At 65.9% G+C, this 19214-nt stretch carries 18 protein-coding genes and 1 pseudogene; 12 read left to right on the top strand and 7 right to left on the bottom strand.

Annotation, left to right across the window (positions count from 1 at the left end; all coding sequences use genetic code 11):
• Positions 1-213: 213 nt before the first annotated feature.
• Entirely contained in the window at positions 214-2022 is a 1809-nt protein-coding gene (locus AC5P8U_RS07165; RefSeq protein ID WP_447897159.1) for a hypothetical protein, read from the bottom strand.
• Between the two features lie 223 nt (positions 2023-2245).
• On the opposite strand from AC5P8U_RS07165, the gene AC5P8U_RS07170 reads away from it, so the two are divergent.
• Entirely contained in the window at positions 2246-3505 is a 1260-nt protein-coding gene (locus AC5P8U_RS07170; protein ID WP_447897158.1) for an alpha/beta hydrolase family protein, read from the top strand.
• A 53-nt stretch (positions 3506-3558) separates the two neighbouring features.
• Here AC5P8U_RS07170 and AC5P8U_RS07175 read toward each other — a convergent pair whose 3' ends face one another.
• The 3 genes and pseudogenes from AC5P8U_RS07175 to AC5P8U_RS07185 all read right to left on the bottom strand — a co-directional run bounded on the left by AC5P8U_RS07175 (position 3559) and on the right by AC5P8U_RS07185 (position 4652).
• Positions 3559-4017 carry an SRPBCC family protein gene (locus AC5P8U_RS07175; protein ID WP_188238463.1) on the bottom strand — a complete coding sequence of 153 codons (459 nt, stop codon included), beginning with the start codon at positions 4015-4017 and terminating at the stop codon, positions 3559-3561.
• A gap of 2 nt (positions 4018-4019) precedes the next feature.
• A complete protein-coding gene (locus AC5P8U_RS07180; protein ID WP_005416268.1) occupies positions 4020-4334 on the bottom strand; it encodes an ArsR/SmtB family transcription factor in 315 nt (104 codons plus the stop codon).
• 11 nt (positions 4335-4345) lie between these two features.
• Positions 4346-4652: pseudogene (locus AC5P8U_RS07185) on the bottom strand (SRPBCC family protein).
• A 233-nt stretch (positions 4653-4885) separates the two neighbouring features.
• Between AC5P8U_RS07185 and AC5P8U_RS07190 the strand changes: the two are divergent.
• Together AC5P8U_RS07190 and AC5P8U_RS07195 are read left to right on the top strand one after the other, a co-directional pair.
• On the top strand, positions 4886-5473 hold the full coding sequence (locus AC5P8U_RS07190) for a TetR/AcrR family transcriptional regulator (protein WP_447897157.1): 588 nt from the start codon (positions 4886-4888) through the stop codon (positions 5471-5473).
• A gap of 92 nt (positions 5474-5565) precedes the next feature.
• Positions 5566-6066, top strand: coding sequence for a hypothetical protein (locus tag AC5P8U_RS07195; protein WP_343236031.1), 501 nt, complete (start codon positions 5566-5568; stop codon positions 6064-6066).
• 11 nt (positions 6067-6077) lie between these two features.
• Here AC5P8U_RS07195 and AC5P8U_RS07200 read toward each other — a convergent pair whose 3' ends face one another.
• The 3 genes from AC5P8U_RS07200 to ftrA all read right to left on the bottom strand — a co-directional run bounded on the left by AC5P8U_RS07200 (position 6078) and on the right by ftrA (position 8183).
• On the bottom strand, positions 6078-6743 hold the full coding sequence (locus AC5P8U_RS07200; protein WP_495214026.1) for a chemotaxis protein CheW: 666 nt from the start codon (positions 6741-6743) through the stop codon (positions 6078-6080).
• Entirely contained in the window at positions 6643-7086 is a 444-nt protein-coding gene (locus AC5P8U_RS07205; RefSeq protein WP_447897156.1) for a BLUF domain-containing protein, read from the bottom strand. The genes AC5P8U_RS07200 and AC5P8U_RS07205 overlap by 101 nt, the downstream gene beginning before the upstream one ends.
• Positions 7087-7181: 95 nt before the next feature.
• Complete coding sequence (gene ftrA / locus AC5P8U_RS07210; RefSeq protein ID WP_495214028.1) at positions 7182-8183, bottom strand: transcriptional regulator FtrA; 1002 nt, start codon at positions 8181-8183, stop codon at positions 7182-7184.
• 338 nt (positions 8184-8521) lie between these two features.
• Here ftrA and AC5P8U_RS07215 point away from each other — a divergent pair, with 338 nt between their 5' ends.
• The 9 genes from AC5P8U_RS07215 (at position 8522) to AC5P8U_RS07255 (ending at position 19214) form a co-directional block, all read left to right on the top strand.
• The gene (locus tag AC5P8U_RS07215) at positions 8522-11098 is read left to right on the top strand and encodes a TonB-dependent receptor plug domain-containing protein (RefSeq protein WP_447897154.1); all 2577 of its coding nucleotides are present in this window, start codon (positions 8522-8524) and stop codon (positions 11096-11098) included.
• 151 nt (positions 11099-11249) lie between these two features.
• The gene (gene msuE, locus AC5P8U_RS07220) at positions 11250-11831 is read left to right on the top strand and encodes an FMN reductase (RefSeq protein WP_088497291.1); all 582 of its coding nucleotides are present in this window, start codon (positions 11250-11252) and stop codon (positions 11829-11831) included.
• A gap of 156 nt (positions 11832-11987) precedes the next feature.
• A complete protein-coding gene (locus AC5P8U_RS07225; RefSeq protein WP_061477874.1) occupies positions 11988-12350 on the top strand; it encodes a DUF3088 family protein in 363 nt (120 codons plus the stop codon).
• A gap of 14 nt (positions 12351-12364) precedes the next feature.
• The gene (locus AC5P8U_RS07230; protein ID WP_088497292.1) at positions 12365-13342 is read left to right on the top strand and encodes an MsnO8 family LLM class oxidoreductase; all 978 of its coding nucleotides are present in this window, start codon (positions 12365-12367) and stop codon (positions 13340-13342) included.
• A gap of 19 nt (positions 13343-13361) precedes the next feature.
• Positions 13362-14705: an LLM class flavin-dependent oxidoreductase gene (locus AC5P8U_RS07235; protein ID WP_227837172.1), complete on the top strand. Its 1344-nt coding sequence runs from the start codon at positions 13362-13364 to the stop codon at positions 14703-14705.
• Between the two features lie 4 nt (positions 14706-14709).
• Positions 14710-15930 carry a M20 aminoacylase family protein gene (locus AC5P8U_RS07240; protein WP_088497294.1) on the top strand — a complete coding sequence of 407 codons (1221 nt, stop codon included), beginning with the start codon at positions 14710-14712 and terminating at the stop codon, positions 15928-15930.
• On the top strand, positions 15927-16478 hold the full coding sequence (locus tag AC5P8U_RS07245) for a GNAT family N-acetyltransferase (RefSeq protein WP_065185134.1): 552 nt from the start codon (positions 15927-15929) through the stop codon (positions 16476-16478). Before AC5P8U_RS07240 ends, AC5P8U_RS07245 begins: the two co-directional genes overlap by 4 nt.
• Positions 16475-18220 (top strand): amino acid ABC transporter permease/ATP-binding protein, encoded by a 1746-nt coding sequence (locus tag AC5P8U_RS07250; protein ID WP_447897152.1) that lies wholly within the window; start codon positions 16475-16477, stop codon positions 18218-18220. Before AC5P8U_RS07245 ends, AC5P8U_RS07250 begins: the two co-directional genes overlap by 4 nt.
• 16 nt (positions 18221-18236) lie before the next feature.
• A complete protein-coding gene (locus AC5P8U_RS07255) occupies positions 18237-19214 on the top strand; it encodes an ABC transporter substrate-binding protein (protein WP_072168942.1) in 978 nt (325 codons plus the stop codon).

The raw sequence follows: 19214 nt of genomic DNA on the forward strand, positions 1-19214 counted from the left end.
AGGGTGACTGCCGCCACTTTGCTGTACGGGGAATCTGCGTCTGAACCACGCATTGGACGTCGCCTTGGGGGGCCTGTGGAGCGATGCTGTGGCGACGGGCATCGGAGTGCAGCCTGAGCTGGGGTCGGGCGCGTGCGGAGTCCAGCTGGCGTATGTGACGGTGGGTGCGCTTTTGAGCGTGCCGCCCGGGCGAACCCGGGCGACAGTCAGTACTTACAGCAGATCGGAGAATCCTGCGACCAGTTCGGCGCGTTCGTTCATCCGGTCCACATAGCCTTCCTGGCCAGGGTTGAATGCGCGGTAGCCGTTGGGAAGCACTTTGTGCGGTGTCGGGTAGTACGGCAGTTCATTGCCGTAGCCAATGACCGGTACCGGCTGACGCGGCTGCGCCTTGGGCATGCCCAGGCCGTAGGCCACCTGCTGGCGCAGCGTGGTGGTGGGGCACTGCAGCGACGTGGCAATCGAGTAGATGCCCTGCGTGAGGGAGGTGTACGCGATGCCGCACGGCAGCCGCTTGTTGGTGTTGCGCGTGCCGCCGTAGTAGATGCCGTCGGCCTTGATCAGCTTGCGGATGGCCGTTACATCGGGGTCGTGCCCCAGGCTATGGGCGATATCGAACGACTCGACCCCCGGGAAGGTAAAATCGTTCGCTAGCACATGGGCCTGACGATAGCGGAAGGTGGCGCCCGAGTTTTCAAGGGCTTCATTGGTCAGCTTCAGGTTCTCCTCCATGAGCTCCAATGCGCCGCTCATCCCACCAACGGCTTCCACCTGCTGGTCGACAATGAACAGTAGATCGATGGTGGTTGTTTCACGCTCCCAATCGCCCTTGTCATTGACCCGGAACGCAACCTGTTCGCGTGGCCGTACCGTTTCGCGCAGCGCGCCTTGGGCGACATCGATCTGCCACAGCGCCGTGTTGTCCACAATCACGCGACGGCCATTCTGGCCGCGTTCTGGCGTGGGCAGGGCCAGTGTCCGGTACCGGGTGTACGGAGACCCAACCACCACGCGGACAAGCGAGGCTGTCTCCTCTAGGCTTCCATTGCCCAGCTCGTGGAACTTGACTTCCCGGGCGACCTGGCGGAGTACCTGCCAGCGCCTCAGTTCTGCCAGATAGATGAACTCATACTCATCTCCCTTGTACAGCGGAAGAACGGGCTCCCTGTCGAAATAGTTGAGCCGGATGGACGACTCCCAGCTGGCGTCGGAACGGATGATCCTGCGATCACGGTCACTGGCACCCAGCGGCAGCGCAAGTGTGCTGGTCCACTCGCCATCATACAGTTCGATGATGGAGCGGGAGGAGACGCGCTTGTCCCATTGATCAGGTCGCAGCAGGTAGTACTCGCTATGGACCCAGTTCCACTTGCGTGTCTTGGCATCATACTCAGCACGGGCGCTCTGGCCTGGCATGACGGTGAGCTTCTGCTTGGGGAACTGGGTGTAGGTGCCGTTGATCTGTGTTGCGTTGGTTGCGTGGTTGTTGATGGCAATGGTGTCGAATGCGTTGCCTGACGCAGGGAGAGTCAAGCCATGGACATGGCTGCCATTCCGCATGTCGATGATTGACACAAGGTGCTTGTTGGCAGGGATCTGCCAGTTCCATTGATTCGGAACCTTGAGACGGTACTCGTAGTCGTCCTCAAAGAAGGCGCCATCGTTCGAGCTCATCATGAATTCCAGGGTGCGTCCTCCCGGAAGGTTCAACGGCTCGCCAGCAATGCCCGAGATTCGACCATTGATTTTCAGTACGTGATCCGGAGAGGTGGATCGGTTGGCAATTCGCAGAAGCGCGAACTTCGTGGGTAGTCGGACGGCCTCCATCCACTGATAGTCGGAAAGACCCAGTTCGGTCACCTTGCAGCCACTTTCTCCTGGGCGATGTGTATCGGGCAGCTGCTCCTTGTGTTGGAGGCTTGACGGAGACCAGTACTGCATCGGGCAGTTTGGAAATTTGGCGAATGCAGGCGCTGCGGCGAGGGAGGCAAGGATGCCCAGAGTGATGCGGGAGAGGATCATGCTCGTCCAGGAGTTTCGGCATCGATGATGCGGGTTCAAGGGGGCATCAGCGTCGCCGCAGGGTCGGGAGGCTTCCATCGGACGCCTACGAAATATGCAGCGCGCCCGACCTGCAGGACGATGACGCCGGCCACCGGGCACGCTACGCTGCACCTCGATGATGCTGGCAGTGGGCCACACTTTTCGACGGATGTCCGAGGCACTGATGGGAACGAACCTGTTGTTGACGGCGGTACTTCTGTCTGCGGCGCTGCCTGCTGCAGCCACTGAGTTGTGCACGGCCAGCGCCTACGGTGACGGGCAGGGCAACATCGTGGTGCTGGGCGCACCCGCCGCGGCACCGGCCACGGGGCAGCGTTATCTGATGCTGGACGGGCGACGTGGCGCCACCGGCGATGCCAACGCGCCGGTGAGCTGCAGCGGCGATGTGGTCAGCGTCAGCTCGCCTGCGGGGGCCACGCAGCGCTGGCAACGACTGCCCACCCGCGATACCGATGCAACTTTCACCAGTGCCGGAACCAAGCTGGTCGGGCAGTTGATCGAACCCGCCGGTCCGGCCGATCCCAATCGGCCGCTGGTGGTGCTGGTGCATGGCTCGGAACGCACGATGGCGGTGGCGGCGATCTACCAACGCATGCTGGTGGCGCAGGGAATCTCGGTGTTCGCCTACCAGAAGCGTGGCACCGGCGATTCGGAAGGCGAGTACACGCAGAACTTCGAGCTGCTCGCTGACGACGCAGCGGCGGCGCTTGCTAAGGCGCGGGAACTGGCAAAAGGTCGCTTCGGCCGTGCCGGGTACTTCGGTGGCAGCCAGGGCGGTTGGATCGCGCCGCTGGCGGCCACGCGTTCGCAGGCGGATTTCGTGGCGATCGGTTTCGGGCTGGTGGTCTCGCCCATCGAGGAGGACCGCGAGCAGTTGTTCGACGAGGCGCACCGCCTGCAACTGGATCCGGCGGCCATGAAGCAGGTCGGGCAGCTGTCAGAGGCCACCGCGCAGCTGATGCGCACGCATTTCAGTGAAGGTTTCGAGACGCTGGCCAGGGTGCGTGCGAAGATCGGTGACGCGCCGTGGGCAAAGACGATCAGTGGTGAATACAGCGGTGACATGCTGCGCATGAGCGACGCTGACCTGCGCCGGATCGGTCGCGCGCGCTTCGACAACCTGGAGCTGATCTGGGACTACGACGCCGAGGCTGCGCTGCGCCGCCTGAAGGTGCCGTTGCTATGGGTGCTGGCCGAACAGGACCGGGCCGCACCGATTGCGGCCACGCGCACCATCCTGGGGCGCCTGCGCGCGTCAGGGCGGCCGATCGAGACCTACCTGTTCCCCGACACCGACCATGGCATGGTCGAGTTCCGTACCGATGCCGAGGGCAACCGCGTGTCGACGCGGATCACCGACGGCTATCTGCGCCTGCTGGCGGATTGGATCAAGCAGGATGTGCACGGACAATACGGGCGCGCGCGCACAGTGAGCGATTGAGCGGATGGTGGCGCAGGCGGCGAATGGCGCTCCGCCGCCGATAGCGGCACGACTCAGCTCGGCTTCGCAAACACATCCAATCCCTTGCCGGTCTCCAGCAGCGACTTCAGGCTCGACAGCACGATCGGCCAGCCCTGGCGGATGCCGGTATCCATGCCGCTGCCGGGTTCCAATTCGTCGTGGGTGACGGTCAGCCGCACCATGTCCTGGTAGGGCACGATCTCGAAGGTGACCCGGCTGTAGGCATCGGGATTGTCGGCCTGCGAGGCGGCGGCCCAGGTGATGACCAGCCGCGAGGGCGGGGTGCTTTCCACCACTTCGCCGACCAGCTCGACCGAGCGCGTTTCGTCGGCGCGCACGTGCTGCCAGCGCGAGCCGGGTTTCCAGTCCGAGACGTTCTCGTGGCCCCAGTAACGGCGGGCGATCTCGGGCCGGGTGATGGCCTCGAACACCTTCTGTGGCGTGGAGGCGATGTAGATCACGTGGATGAAGCGGGTGGTCTCTGCGGACATCGTCATTCTCCTTCCAGTTCGCGTTTCAGGTCATGCAGCAGGCTCAGGCGCTGCTGCTCGAACTTGCGTACCCAGCGCTCGTAGACTTCATGCAGCGGCACCGGGTTGATGAAGTGCAGCTTCTCGCGGCCACGGCGCACGGTGCTGATCAGATTGGCGTCTTCCAGCAGGCCCAGGTGCTGGGTGACCGATTGCCGTGCCATGTCCAGGTGTTCGCAGAGCTGGCCCAGGGTCTGGCCGTTGTCTTCGCAAAGCAGGTCCAGCAGCGTTCTACGCGTGGGGTCGGCCAGTGCCTTGAACACCTTGTCTGCATTCATGCGGGGCGTCTTCAGTTCCAGTTGTCGATCCTGATGTCGTGTGGATTGGGCTGACCCTTGCCGGTTTCCAGCAGGGCCTTGAGGCTCAGCAGGAAGACCGCCCACTTGGTGCTGCAGTGGGAGGTGAACTCGACGCGTTCCTTCCAGCCTTCGTGGGTGAACAGGACGCAGTAGTCGCCTTCCTGCTTCAGCGCGAAGCGCACGTGGGTGCCGATCCATTCGGCAGGGCCGGCCAGGGACGCCTGGTGGGGTGGCCAGTGCTTGATACACCTGGCTTGCGGGGACCTTGATGCCGACCCGGTGTGCGATATCCACCATTGCAGGTTCCTCGCATGGGCCGGCAGGCGCCGCCCTTGAGTGGACTATATGCAGGTAAATACCTGCATGTCAAAACCGGCCACGAACGCCCGGATGTGGTAGTGCCGGCCGCTGGCCGGCATCCCGGTGGAGTTGGGTGCGTGCAATTGCCGCCCAGCGGCCGGCACTAGCAGATGCTGCCCACCCGGCCGCGGATAGTTGACAGGCCGCCAACCTACTAGTAGGTTGGCGGCATGAAAGAGCCGCTCTCGCCCAAGGCCCAAGAGATCCTGGCCCACGCCCGTTCGCTGCTGGAGGCTGGTGGCTACAACGGTTTCAGCTACGCCGACGTGTCGGCGCGGGTGAACATCAGCAAGGCCAGCATCCATCACCACTTCCCCAGCAAGGCGGACCTGGTGCGCACGGTGGTTGAGCTGTACCGGGCCGAGGCGCGCGAAGGCCTGGCGCTGCTGGACCGGCAGCTGGACGACCCGCTGCAGGAGCTCAACGCCTATGTGGACTACTGGTCGAGCTGTATTGCCGGTGGCACGTCTTCGTTCTGCATCTGCGCGATGCTGGCGGCAGAGGCACCGATGATCCCTGCGGAGATTGCCGAAGAAGTACGCGGGCATTTCGAGGATTTGAGTGGCTGGTTGGCGCTCACGTTGGAAAAGGGCGCGGCGCTGGGTCAACTGCGCCTGCAGGGTCCGGTGGCCGATGAGGCCAAGGCGTTCATGTCATCGGTGCATGGCGCGATGCTGGCCGCGCGCGGTTTCGGCGATGCGGCGACGTTTGCTGCGCTGGCACGGCTGGCCATCGCGCGGGTGAGCGCGGCTGCCTGATAGATGTGTGGTGGGCCTGCGGCAACGTAGGCCTTTTCTTTGGTTCAGAAGTCTACCTACTAGTAGGTTCAATCAACCCTTGGAGATGTTCCATGTCGCACTCTCTGTCCACGCTGGGCGTGATCCACACGGCCGTCAGCCTTGTACCGGTGTTCGCCGCCCTGTATGCCTTCATTCGCCATCGCGCGATCGACCCCGCGACACGCTCCGGCAAGCTGTACCTGCTCGGGCTTGTGCTGTCGGTGGCAACGTCGTTCACCGTCTCCAGTACGGGCGGGATCAACCCGGGCCACGCATTCGGAGTGATCGTGCTGCTGATCGCCTTCGGCGGCGTGCTGGCCGGCCGGCTGCGCTGGCTGGGTGGCGCCGCACCCTACGTGTCGACGTTTGCGCTGTCCTTCAGCTTCCTGCTGTCGCTGGTGCCAGGCGTGAATGAAACGCTGACACGGTTGCCGGCAGCGCATCCGATTGCTGCGGCGCCGATGGCGCCGGTGGTGCTGCACACGCTGCTGGGATTGACGGTGGTGTTTGTGATCGGCTTTGCCGCGCAGTGCTGGCGCATGCGGTTTGAACCGGTTCGCAGGCGCCCTTGAGCAGAGGCGCCTCAGTCCCGCACCGCGAGCGCGGCCAGCAGCGACTGCGGTTCGATCAGCGCAGCCGAACGTGTGGCATCCACCCGAACGTGCCCGCTGCAGAAATTGAACACCCGACCCTCGGCAGGCGCGGATACGTCTGGCGTTGCGTCCGGTGTTTCGATTTCCAGCACTTCATCTACCGCCAGCGCCAGGGTTGCGGTGCCGGCGGTGATCAACAGCATGGCTGGGCTGCCGCCATCGAATGCCGGTTGCCCGCTGAGCCTGCGCAGGTCGGCCACCGGCAACGGCTGCCCCCGTACCTCCAGGCTCCGCCTGCCATGCTGGTCCGCAGGGCCGAAGGTCTCGGGGCCGCGTATTTCCACGGCCAGCTGTACGTCGATCGCGAACAGGGCGGTGCCTGCACGCAGGACGACAACCTCGAACAACTCGGCGGGCGAGGGACGTGTTTCCGTTGAAGGTTGAGCGGGTACAGGCATGCTGTGGATCTGGCAGGAACGATGGGTAACGCGGCTTGAATGATGACGTGTGCAGGGAGTACGCGGCCGCGTGGGACTACGCGCGCAGGGCGGCGGTTCAGCTGGATCCGACGGACGCATGGTGCGCACTGAGCGGGCCGATGCGCGGAAAGTGCGGATGCAGCAGGCCGACGAGCTGATCCATGCCCGGAACGGCATGGCCAAATTCGTCCCATCGCGCATTGACCAGGCCGGACACCACGACCTGCCCGGTGTCGATGCGGGTCATGGCCCAATAGGGAACAGCACGCGCGCTGATGGCCATGTCCAGTACCGGCACGACGGCAGCATGCGAGCGACTGTCATGGATGCGGTGCTTGACCGCCTCCAGGCCGTCGGGCGGACCTTCGACGTACTGGAAAAACCGCTGCCCGTCGACGAGCAGCGCTCCGGTAACGTCCACGCGACGGTTGAACGTGGCAGAGCGGGAGACGATCTGCCGGAGCATTTCATCGGAAAGCCCAGCCGACATGTGGCTGGAGTAGGCAAATGCGTGGAGCATGGAAGGGGCTTCTTGTGACGCCCGTCACTATACGTGGGTCGCCATAGCCTGCCGTGAGCCTTTCCTCACGCATCACCGGGGAGTGATGCGTTGGATCAGCAGCCCACCAACCGATCCGCGCCAATTCCGCCGCGATGCTGGCTGCGGTATTGGGTAGGACTGGCGTCCACCTGGCCGCGGAAGTGCCGGCGGAACGACTCCTGCGAACCAAAGCCGGCCTGCTCGGCAATCCACTGCAGCGGCCGGTCGGTGGTTTCCAGCAGCTCGCGGGCGAATGCCACGCGCTCGCGGATCAGCCAGTCGATGGGTGACAGGCCGGTGGCTTCCAGGAACTGCCGCTGCAGCGTGCGCTGGCTGAGCGCGGCCTGCTCGGCAAGACTGCCCAGCGAGTGCGGCTCGCGCAGGTTGCGGCGCATCCATTCCATCAGTTTTGCCAGACGCGAGGGCTCGCCATTGGGAATGGCGCGGCTGACACGCTGGCTGCGTTCGGCATCACGCCATGGCGCCAGTACCAGCCGCTCGGCCACCAGGTTGGCCACGCGCGCGCCGTAGTCCTTGCGCACCATGTGCAGCATCATGTCCATGCCGGTGGCCGAGCCGGCCGAGGTGATGACGTTGCCGGTGTCGACGTACAGCACGTCTTCGCGCACATCGATGCGCGGAAAGTCGCGTGCCAGCGCTTCGGTGAGGCGCCAGTGGGTGGTGGCCGGGCGGCCATCGAGCAGCCCGGCCCAGGCCAGCACGAAGGCGCCAGAGCAGATCGAGGCGATGCGTGCGCCACGTGCGTGGGCGCGGACGAGTGCATCGAGCAGTGCCTGCGGCGGGCGTTCGCTGGGTTCGCGCCATCCGGGAATGACGATGATGTCGGCGTCATCAACAGTGCTGAGATTGTAGGGCAGCTGCACCTGTGCATTACCGAGCATGCGCAGTGCACCGGGTTCACCCGCGCACAGCTGGGTGCGGTACCAGGCCACGCCGAGTTCCGGCCGCACAGGCGCGAACAGGCCTACCGCGCAGCCGAATTCGAACAGCCCCTGGCCGTGGCAGGCAACGATGGCGACGAGCGGTGCGGTGGGATCGGCGGGTGGGCTGGGCATGGCTTGATGCTACGGATGCAGATGCGTGGCGCTGCGTGGTGCGAGGGCATGAGGTGATGCCGGGCAGGCATATGGAGCGGTCGCTCCCTTACTGTAGGCCCGCGCCCACACTCGGTTCAGTGCCGGCGGGGTGGATGCATCTGACGCCGTCGCGAAGAGCAGCCGAACGTGGGCTCGGCTCTACAGGCAGCAGCGCACCGTTGCGGCCACCTAACGTCATTACCAGCGGTCATGTGGGTGGCCGGATGTTACGGCTGGGTGACGCGATCGCGCCTGTCGCGGTGGGTGAACAGGCCCTTGAATGGAAGCGTGTTTCCGGCCCACCCCCACGAGCCCCCATGCCTGCTGCCCACGCCCCTGTGCTGAACACTCTCGCCGTCCTGATCGCCAGCGTTCTGGCCGCATCGCCTGGCCATGCGGCTGACGCCGATGCGGATCCTGCTGCCACCGCTGCAACGGCCAACGTGGCAGCGTCCACGCTGGATGCGGTGGTCGTTACCGGGTCGCGCACCAGCACGCGCACGGTGAAGAACAGTTCCACCCCGATCGATGTGATTTCCGCAGAGGACCTTGCTGCGACCGGCCAGGCCAACCTGTTGGAAGCGTTGCAGCGCAGCCTGCCGTCGCTGAGCCAGATCGGTGGCTACCAGAGCGACCAGGAGAGCCTGATCCGTGGCTACCAGCTGCGCAATCTCTCGCCGGGCTACACGCTGGTGCTGGTGAACGGCAAGCGCCGCAATGCCAGTGCCTATGTGAGCGGGGCCAACGGCGGCGGTTTCCCCGGCCATGCCTGGGCAGACCTGGCGTTGATTCCAGTCTCGGCGATCGACCACGTGGAAGTGCTGCGCGATGGCGCGTCGGCCATCTATGGTTCGGACGCGATCACCGGCGTGGTCAACGTGATCCTGAAATCGCAGGCACACGGTGGCGAGCTTTCCGTGGAAAGCGGGCAGAGCATTGATGGCGATGGCGCGCGCACCAGCGTGCGTGCCAACGTGGGCCTGCCGTGGGGCGCCGATGGCTTCGTCAACCTGTCGGGCGAAACCACGCGGCAGCACCACGCGATCCGTACCCGCCGCTACATTGATGGCTATCTGAGCTATCCGGCGGTAGATGCCAACGGCAATCTGGTCGCGCTGCGACCGAACAACCGGTTGCCGGCCGGCGCATCGCCGAACCCGGCCGAGGCCAACCGCAATGCCGAGGCCAACACCATCCTCAGTTCGCCATCGTATGCGCTGAAGGCGTTTGCGGTGAACGTGGGCCATGGCCTGGGCGAGAGCGCGCAGTTCTACGCCAATGCCACCGCCAGTGATCGAACCGCGCAGGCGATCCAGAATTTCCGCCTGCCGGCGACCATCTTCACCACCTACAAGGCGCCGGGTGTGCTGAGCGTGTTTCCCGATGGCTTCCTGCCGTTGCTGGAAACCAAGGAGAAGCAGTACACCGGCACCGCAGGTGTGAAAGGCCAGATCGCGGGCTGGGATTACGACGCCAGCCTGACCGGCAACCGCAGCACGGTACGCACCTATACCCGCAACTCGGTGAACTACTCGCTGCCGTACCCTGGTTCGCCCACTGACTTCTATGATGGCAAGCTGGACTACCAGCAGGGCATCGCCAACCTCGACCTGCGCCGTGGCTTCGAGGTGGCGGCATTCGCTTCGCCGCTGGAAGTGAGCGCAGGTGCCGAGTACCAGCACGAACAGTACGAACGCGGCGCCGGGCAGTGGGAGTCCTACATCGGCTTCGGTGCCGCCGCGTTCGTGGGCTATTCCACCGCCGATGCGGTGAAGGCGACGCGCAACAGCAAGGCGGTCTATGTGGGCGCGGCCAGCAACATCACCGCGCGCTGGTATCTGGATGCGGCTGCACGCTGGGAAGATCATTCCGACTTCGGCAGCGTGTCCACGGGCCGCCTGACCACCCGCTTCGATTTCACCGATGCGCTGGGTGTGCGCGCTACGGTCAGCAACGGCTTCCATGCGCCCAGCCTGGGCGCGCAGTTCTACCAGGCCACCGGCAGCTGCCCGTGCGGCACCACGCTGGTGGCACAGGTGTCTTCGCCGGCGGCGATTGCGTTGGGTGCCACACCGCTGAAGCCGGAAAAGGCCACCAACTACAGCCTGGGTGTGACCTGGGACCCGAGCCCTGCGTTCCACCTGGCCGTGGATGCTTACCAGATCGACATCCGCGGCCAGCTCGGCCAGTCCAGCCAGATCGGCTACAACGCGCAGGATCCAGCGCGCATCACCGACAACAGCGGTACGGTGTTGAGTGCGGCGCAGAAGAACACCATCGATGCGCTGCTGGGTTCAGCCGGCATCGGCATCCTGCCGGGTGATGCGTTCTACGCCAGCTACTTCACCAATGTGGGCAATACCCGCACACGCGGTGTGGAGCTGACCCTGGAAGCGAACCAGGAAACGGCGTGGGGCAAGCTGCGCTGGAGCTATGCGGCCAACGTCGGCCGCACCACGATCCGGAAGGTCAGTGATATTCCGGCGGCGCTGCAGGGGCTGCCCAACATCAACCTGCTGACCAAATCCAGCGAGTACGCACTGCGCTTCCGCACGCCCAGCTACACCCAGGTGGCGGGCTTGGGCTGGCAGAACGGGCGCTGGCGCTCGAATGTCGACTTCACCTACTACGGCCCGATCAAGCGCCTGAACAACGGCGTGGAATACAGGCAGCCGCCGGTGCTGGTGACCAACCTTTCAGGTGCGGTGGAGCTGGGTGCGGGCTGGAGCGCGGCGCTGGGCGTCAACAACGTGTTCGACAAGCGCACGCGCAAGGTGCCGGAGTACGCGCGCAGTGCTACCGATGTGGCCAGCATCGAGACGACGTGGGATTCGGGCGATGTGCTGAGCCGGATCGGGACGTTCTGGTACGGGCGGATCAATTACCGGTTCTGAGGTGGAGCAGCCGAGCATGGCTCGGCTCTACAAAGGCAACAGCAGCCGAGCATGGCTCGGCTCTACAAAGGCAACAGCAGCCGAGCATGGCTCGGCTCTACAGAACGCGAAAGGCGGCCGGACGGGGTTCGGCATCATCGAGGAGCAGTTCATGTCTTCTGCATTGAAGGTGGTTGCAGTGGTAGGGTCACCGACCAGCTCGGCGACGTCGCGCACGTTGCTGCTGGTGCGGCACCTGTTGGCGTCGTTGCAGCAGCGGGTACACGCCAGCGTGGAGGTGGTGGAGCTGGCGCCGATCGCGCGCTCGCTGGGGCAGTCGTTGTCTCGCGATGAGGCGGAGCCTGCGGTGGAGCAGGCGTTGCAGACGATCGAGGCGGCCGAGCTGCTGGTGGTGGCCGCGCCGGTGTATCGGGGGTCGTATCCGGGGCTGTTCAAGCACCTGGTCGACTTCATCGAGCTGGAGGCGCTGGTGGATACACCGGTGCTGCTGGCGGCGACCGGGGGCAGCGAGCGCCATGCACTGGTGATCGACCATCAGTTGCGGCCGTTGTTCAGTTTCCTGCAGGCGCACACGCTGCCGATCGGGGTGTATGCCACGCCTGCCGACTTTGATGGCGAGCACATCAACAGTGCAGCGTTGCAGGCCCGCGTCGCGCTGGCGACCGAGCGTGCGGCCGGGCATCTGGCCGTGCAGGCGCCGGCGGTACCGGCGCCGCTGCGACGCATTGCCTGACGGCATAACCGACGGCGCTTTGCTTATGGCCAAGGCGCATCTGCATGGCCGGATCTGACCGCCGATTGTCGCCTGGTATCGCCACCGCAAGCACCGGCATCCCTAGCATCGAAATCGAAGCGGCATCGCATTGCCGGCCCTGATGAGGACACTCCCGTGGCGTTGGACGCAGCAAGCAAACCCATCCTGTTCCTGCTCGACCGCGAGTTCGAGGATGGCCAGATTCCTGGCCAGCGTTTCTTCTGCCGGCACAGCCTGCTGCTGGAAGGGGCACTGTCGAGTATCGACGGCCTCGACGCGCAGCTGGATGTGCGCCGCATCGGCTTCGCGCGGCCACGCCGCGAGGTGATTGCCGAGATCGGCGAGCAGGACCAGTCGTTGCCCAAGCTGGTGCTGCCGCAGGGTGTGCGCAGCGAGCTGGCCAGTGGCGTGCATCAGGACCGCCAGTACATCTCCGGTGCCGAGCCGATCCTGGCCGCGCTGAACGGCTTGCTTGGCATTCCTGTAGCCCACCCCTGAGCGAGGACGCGACCGTGAGCTATCTCATCAGTGTGCTGGACAAGAGCCCGGTGGCCGAAGGTGCTTCGCCCGAACAGGCGCTGCGCAACAGCCTGCAGCTGGCGCAGCGTGCCGAGCAGCTGGGTTACCACCGGTACTGGTTCGCCGAGCACCATGCTGCCCCGGCGCTTGCCAGCCCGGCGCCGGAAGTGCTGGCAGCCTGGGTGCTGGCGCAGACCCGGCGCATCCGCATCGGCAGTGGCGGGGTGATGCTGCGCCACTATGCGCCGTACAAGGTTGCAGAGAGCTTCAACCTGCTGGCGGCGTTGGCGCCGGGGCGCGTGGATCTGGGGGTGGGCAAGGCGCCCGGTGGCCTGCCAGCGTCGACCGCCGCGCTGGCGGCGGGACGCCCGGCATTCGCCGATTTCGACCAGCAGCTGCGCGACCTGGAGGGCTATCTGTCCGGTGTCGCGACCGAGGCGCTGGCGCGCCCGATTCCACAGCAGGCGCCTGAGCGCTTCCTGCTCGGGGCCAGCCCACAGAGCGCGAAGCAAGCAGCCGAGCTGGGCTGGCGCTTCGTGTACGCCGCGCACTTCGATGGCGACCCGAAACATATCGAGGCTGCGTTCGACGCTTACCGCAGCGTCTCCTCGCAGCCCCCGCTGCTGGCCACGGTGGCCTTCGCCGCACCGACTGCCGAAGCAGCAGCGCGTCATATCGGCGCGCTGCGCGTCTACAAGCTGCACCTCGGTCCGGGGCAGGCGGTGAACCTGCCCAGCCCCGAGGCGGCTGCCGAGTACGCGCGCCAGGTGGGCGTGGCCGACTTCCGCATCGAGGAAACGCGCCCCAGCGTGCTGTCCGGTGATGCGCAGCATGTGCGCGGCGAACTGGACGCGCTGCACCGGCGTTTCGGCGTGGGCGAATTCATCCTCGACGCGCCGGTGGCCGACCTTGACGCACGCCTGACATCCCTCGAACTGCTGTCGCCTGCGCCGCGCGCGGCGGTGGCCTGACCTGCAGGAGCGATTCCCAATGAGCACGACCCCGCGCCACATTCCGTTCGGCATCATGCTGCAGGGCCCCGGCAGCCACATGCATGCCTGGAAGCATCCGTCCAATCCGGCTGATGCCAGCGTCAACCTGCAGTTCTACATCGACATCGCACGCACGGCCGAGGACAACGGTATCGCCTTCGGCTTCGTGGCCGACGGGTTGTATATCAACGAGAAGTCGATCCCGCATTTCCTCAACCGCTTCGAGCCGATCTCGCTGCTGTCGGCGCTGGCCGCGGCAACGAAGAAGATCGGCCTGGCGGGTACGCTGTCGACGTCCTACAGCGATCCGTTCACCGTGGCCCGCCAGTTCGCCTCGCTGGATCTGCTCAGCGGCGGCCGTGCCGGCTGGAACGTGGTGACCTCGCCACTGGAGGGCTCGGGCCGCAACTATGGCCGGCCACACCCGGAACATGCGCTGCGCTACCAGATCGCCGACGAGTATCTGGAGGTGGTGCAGGGGCTGTGGGATTCCTGGGACGACGACGCCTTCGTGCGCGAGCGCGACAGCGGTATCTTCTTCGCGCCGGAAAAGTTCCGCCGCCTCGACCACAAGGGCCGCTTCTTCCAGGTGGAAGGGCCGCTCAACATCCAGCGTTCGCCGCAGGGCCAGCCGATGATCTTCCAGGCCGGTTCGTCCGACGACGGCATCGCGCTGGCCGGCAAGTACGCCGACGCGGTGTTCACCCACTCGCCGTCGCTGGAGGAAACCCGCGCGTTCACCCGGAAGGTGAAGAATTCGGCGATCGCGCATGGCCGCAGCGGCAATGACGTGAAGATCTTTCCGGGCATCGGCCCCATCGTCGGCCGTACTGCCGAGGAGGCTGAAGCCAAGTACCAGGCGATTGCCGCACTGGCAACGCTGGAGGATGCGCTGGCCTATCTCGGCCGGTTCTTCGACCACCACGATTTCAGCCAGTACGATCCGGACGCGCCCTTCCCGGAGCTGGGTGACATTGGCAGCAATTCGTTCCGCTCCACCACCGACCGCATCAAGCAGGATGCGCGTGAGAAGGGCCTGAGCCTGCGCCAGGTGGCATTGGAGGCAGTGAGCCCGCGACCAAACTTCATCGGTACGCCGGAGCACGTGGCCGATGAGCTGATCCGCTGGTTCGATGCCGGTGCCAGCGATGGCTTCATTCTCGGCTTTGCCGCGCAGCGCGAGGGCCTGGACGATTTCGTGACCCAGGTATTGCCGATCCTGCAGGCGCGGGGCTACCACCAGCGCGCGCTGGAAGGGCAGACGCTGCGCGAGCATCTGGGCCTGCCGTACAAGGCCAGCCGGTATGCGACCGACGCCGAACCGGCGCGGAAGGTGGGGTAGGGCAATGAGCGGAGAAACCGCAGTAGCACCGGGCCAGGCCCGGCGGAGTTCCCCAGCGACTGGCGTGTTGCCCGAAATCGCAGCACGCGCCGAGGCCGCCATTGCGATCCGCCATGACCTGCACCGGCACCCGGAGCTGGCCTTCGAGGAGCATCGCACCAGCGCACGTGTGGCCGAACTTCTGCAGCAATGGGGTTATGAAGTGACCACTGGCCTCGGCGGTACCGGCGTGGTCGGTACGTTGCAGCGCGGGCAGGGCAGTCGTCGGCTGGGGCTGCGTGCCGACATCGATGCGCTGCCGATCCGCGAGGACTCCGGCCTGGCCTACGCCAGCCAGACCGAGGGCCTGATGCATGCCTGTGGTCACGATGGCCATACCGCCATCCTGCTGTCCGCCGCGCATTACCTGGCCCATCACGGCAATATCGACGGCACCCTGCAGCTGGTATTCCAGCCTGCAGAGGAGACGGGTTCGGGCGCGTCGAAGATGATTGCCGATGGCCTGTTCGAACGCTTCCCGGTGGATGCGATCTATGGGCTGCACAACTGGCCGGGCGCGCCGGTGGGGCACTTCGGCTTTGTCGATGGCCCGGCGATGGCGTCGGTGGACTGGGCGCGGCTGAAGGTGATCGGCAAGGGCGGCCACGGTGCCGAGCCGCAGGGCAGCATCGACCCGATCCTGGCGGCAGCGCACATCGTTACCGCGCTGCAGAGCGTGGTGTCGCGCAATGTCGATCCGCGGCAGATGGGCGTGGTCACCGTCGGCTCGATCCACGGCGGCCAGGCCGCCAATGTGATTCCGGACGTGGTCGAGCTGAAGCTGACCGTGCGCGCCTACCTGCCCGAGGTGCGCGACACGCTGCGACGCCGGGTCACGGAACTTGCCGAGCAGACCGCCGCCGCGTTCGGCGCGCGCGCCGAGATTGAATTCCCGCGCGGCTTCCCCAGCGTGATCAACCACCCGCAGCAGACCGCCTACGTCCGCAAGGTGGCGGTGCAGGGCTTCGGCGCCGAACAGGTGGTGCCCGACTTCGCACCGCGCACCGCCAGTGAGGACTTTGCCTTCCTGCTGCAGGCGCGGCCCGGCAGCTTCGTGTTCGTCGGCAACGGCGACAGCGCACCGTTGCACAGCCCACGCTATGTGTTCAACGACGCCGCCATTGCACCCGCTGCCAGCCTGTGGGCACGGCTGGCCGAAGACTATCTGGTGAAGGACGTGGCATGAGCAGCAACGAACGCTTCCTCTACACCTCGGTGGATGACCCACTGGCGCGGCCGCTGTTCGACGGCCTGGAGCAGGAGTACGACAGCCGCTACGCCGACGTGCGTCGACGCATCGGTGGCAGCGCCCGCGAGGAGCTGCAGCGCTATCCGGCGCAGGCCTTTGCGGCCCCGGTGGGCGCCTTCGTGCTGCTGCTGCGCGACGGGGTGGCGATTTCCGGCGGTGCGTTCATGCCGCACCGTGATCCGGATACCGCCGAATTCAAGCGCATCTGGACGCTGCCCGGGCTGCGTCGCCAGGGCATTGCGCGGCGCGTGCTGCAGGAGCTGGAAGAGCAGGCGGCGCGGCAAGGGTATCGGCGGGTGTTCCTGACGACGGGCTTCCGCCAGCCTGAAGCTGTTGGCCTGTACCTCAGCCATGGTTACACCGCGCTGTTCGATCTGGATGCGGATCCCGAAACCATTGCGCACCTGCCGTTCGAAAAGCACCTGCGGGCACCGGCGCCCCCCATCGTGCCTGCACAGACCCAGCTGCAAGGAGCCCACGCGTGAGCACGCCTTCGACCGCGCTGGATGGCATTGCAACCCGGCCGGCGCCAGCGCCGGCGCTGAAGATCGTGCCGGCCCGGCATCCGCTGCAGGTCTTCGGCACGGTGCTGGCACTGGCGCTGATCCTGATCGGGCTGCAGTCCGTGCTGGGCAATCCGCGCTGGGGCTGGGGCACCGTCGCCGAATGGTTCTTCGCGCGCCCGGTGCTTGAGGGACTGGGCCGCACGCTGCTGCTGACCGCGCTCGGTACTGGCCTCGGCTTCGCCTTGGGCACGTTGCTTGCGCTGGCCCGCGTCTCCGGCTCGCCGCTGCTGTCGGCGGTGTCGTGGGGCTACGTTTGGCTGTTCCGCTCGATCCCGCTGCTGGTGCTGTTGCTGCTGCTGAACAATCTGGGCTACCTGTACAGCACCATCGAACTGAGCGTGCCGTTCACCGGCATCAACCTGTTCTCGTACCCGACCACGCAGCTGATCGGTGTGTTCACTGCCGCGGTGCTGGGCCTGACCCTGAACCAGGCCGCGTTCTCGGCCGAAGTGATCCGCGGCGGCATTCTGTCTGTTGACCACGGCCAGTACGAGGCCGCGGCCGCGCTGGGCCTGCCACGTGGCCGCCAGGTGCGCCGCATCATCCTGCCGCAGGCGATGCGCTCGATCCTGCCGGCCGCGTTCAACGATGTGATCGGCCTGGCCAAGAGCACGTCGGTGGTCTACGTGCTGGCGCTGCCTGAGCTGTTCTACACGGTGCAGGTGATCTACCGCCGCAACCTGGAGGTGGTGCCGCTGCTGATGGTGGCCACGGTCTGGTACCTGGTGATCCTGACCGCACTTTCACTGCTGCAGCGACGGGTGGAGCAGCGCTTCGCGCGCGGCCAGCTGCAGCGCGAGCGCACGGCGTCGCGCGTGTCATCGCCGCTGCGCGTGCAGAGCGATGCTGCGCAGCGCTCGATCCACCGCCCGCGTATCGCCCCCCAGGTCGAAGCGGGCGAGGGCGCGGCGGTATCGCTGCACGGCGTAGGCAAGGTGTTTGGCGACCAGCCGGTGCTGGAGGATGTGAACCTGGACCTGCGCGCCGGCAGCGTGACGGTGCTGATCGGCCCATCGGGCGCCGGCAAGTCCACGCTGCTGCGGCTGATCAACCACCTGGAGCGTGCCGACAGCGGCTATGTGACCGTCGGCGGCCAGCTGATCGGCTACCGCCGTGACGGTGACACCCTGTACGAACTGCCTGAGCGTGAGATCCGCCGTCGGCGTGCCGAGGTGGGCATGGTGTTCCAGGGCTTCAATCTGTTCCCGCACCTGACCGCGCTGGAGAACATCATCGAGGCACCGATCGCGGTGCGTGGCGTGCCCCGTGTGCAGGCCGAACAACAGGCGCGCACGCTGCTGGAGCGGGTCGGCCTGGCCGACAGGGCCGATGCTTTCCCGCGCCAGCTGTCCGGTGGCCAGCAACAGCGCATCGCGATTGCCCGCGCGCTGGCGCTGCAACCGAAGGTGCTGCTGTTCGACGAACCCACCTCTGCGCTGGACCCGGAACTGGTGGCCGAAGTGCTCAGTGTGATCGAAGAGCTGGCCCGCTCCGGCACCACGCTGGTAATTGTCACCCATGAATTGAGCTTCGCCCGCCGCGTGGCCGACCACGTGGTGATGATGGACCAGGGCCGGGTGATCGAGCAGGGCACGCCCGAGGCTCTGTTCGAGCGCCCGCGCCAGCAACGCACCGCCGATTTCCTGGCCAAGACCCTGTAACCCCGGAAGGAACACCATGAGCCCTGCAGCGCCGCGTCGCCCCTCGCGCAGCACCCTGTTGATCGTGGCGGTGCTGGTCATCGGCATCGCCGGCATCGTCTACTCGCGCGTGCGCCAGGCCCCGGAGGCTGCCACTGTGGCCGCGACCAGCCTGGCCGGTACCAACACCGCCGTGCTGAAGGGCACGCTCGACCCGAAGGCGCAGGCCTTGATTCCTGCGGGCTACCGCTTCGTCACGCCGGGCGCATTCACCGTGGCGACCCATCCGGGGCAGCTACCGCTGGCCGACTACGGCGCGGACAGCAAGGACGTGGTCGGCATCGAGCCCGACATCGCGCGGCTGATTGCCGATGCGTTGGGCCTGAAGCTGGTGATCGTGCCGGTCGCGTGGGCGGACTGGCCGCTGGGGCTGGAATCGGGCAAGTACGATGCGGTGCTGTCGAACGTGACGGTGACCGAAGAGCGCAAGAAGAAGTTCGACTTCTCCAGCTACCGCTACGATCTTCTGGGCATCTACACGCGCAGCGATGGGCCCATCCAGAAGATCGAGAAACCCGCTGATGTGGCCGGGCTGAAGGTCGTGGTGGGCGCCAGCACCAACCAGGACCAGATCCTGCGGCAGTGGGACCGGCAGAACATTGCGGCCGGCCTGAAACCGGTGGAGTACCAGTACTTCGATGACGCCGTGGTCGGCCGCTTGGCGGTGATCACTGGCCGCGCCGATGTCTCGTTCGAGCCCAATGCCACCGGCGCCTACTCGGCACGCGATGGCAAGGTGCGGCGCGTGGGCCTGTTCCCCGGTGGCTGGCCGAACGCTGCGGCGATCTCGGTGGCCACGCGCAAGGGCAGCGGCCTGGCCGATGCGGTGACGCAGGCGTTGAACACCCAGATCGGCAGCGGCACCTATGCGCAGGCATTGAAGCGCTGGAACGTGGCCGAGGAGGCGGTGCCGCAATCGCAGACCAATCCGCCGGGGTTGCCGACGCTGCAATGA

The organism is Stenotrophomonas sp. YJH_SMC_81 (assembly GCF_059370875.1).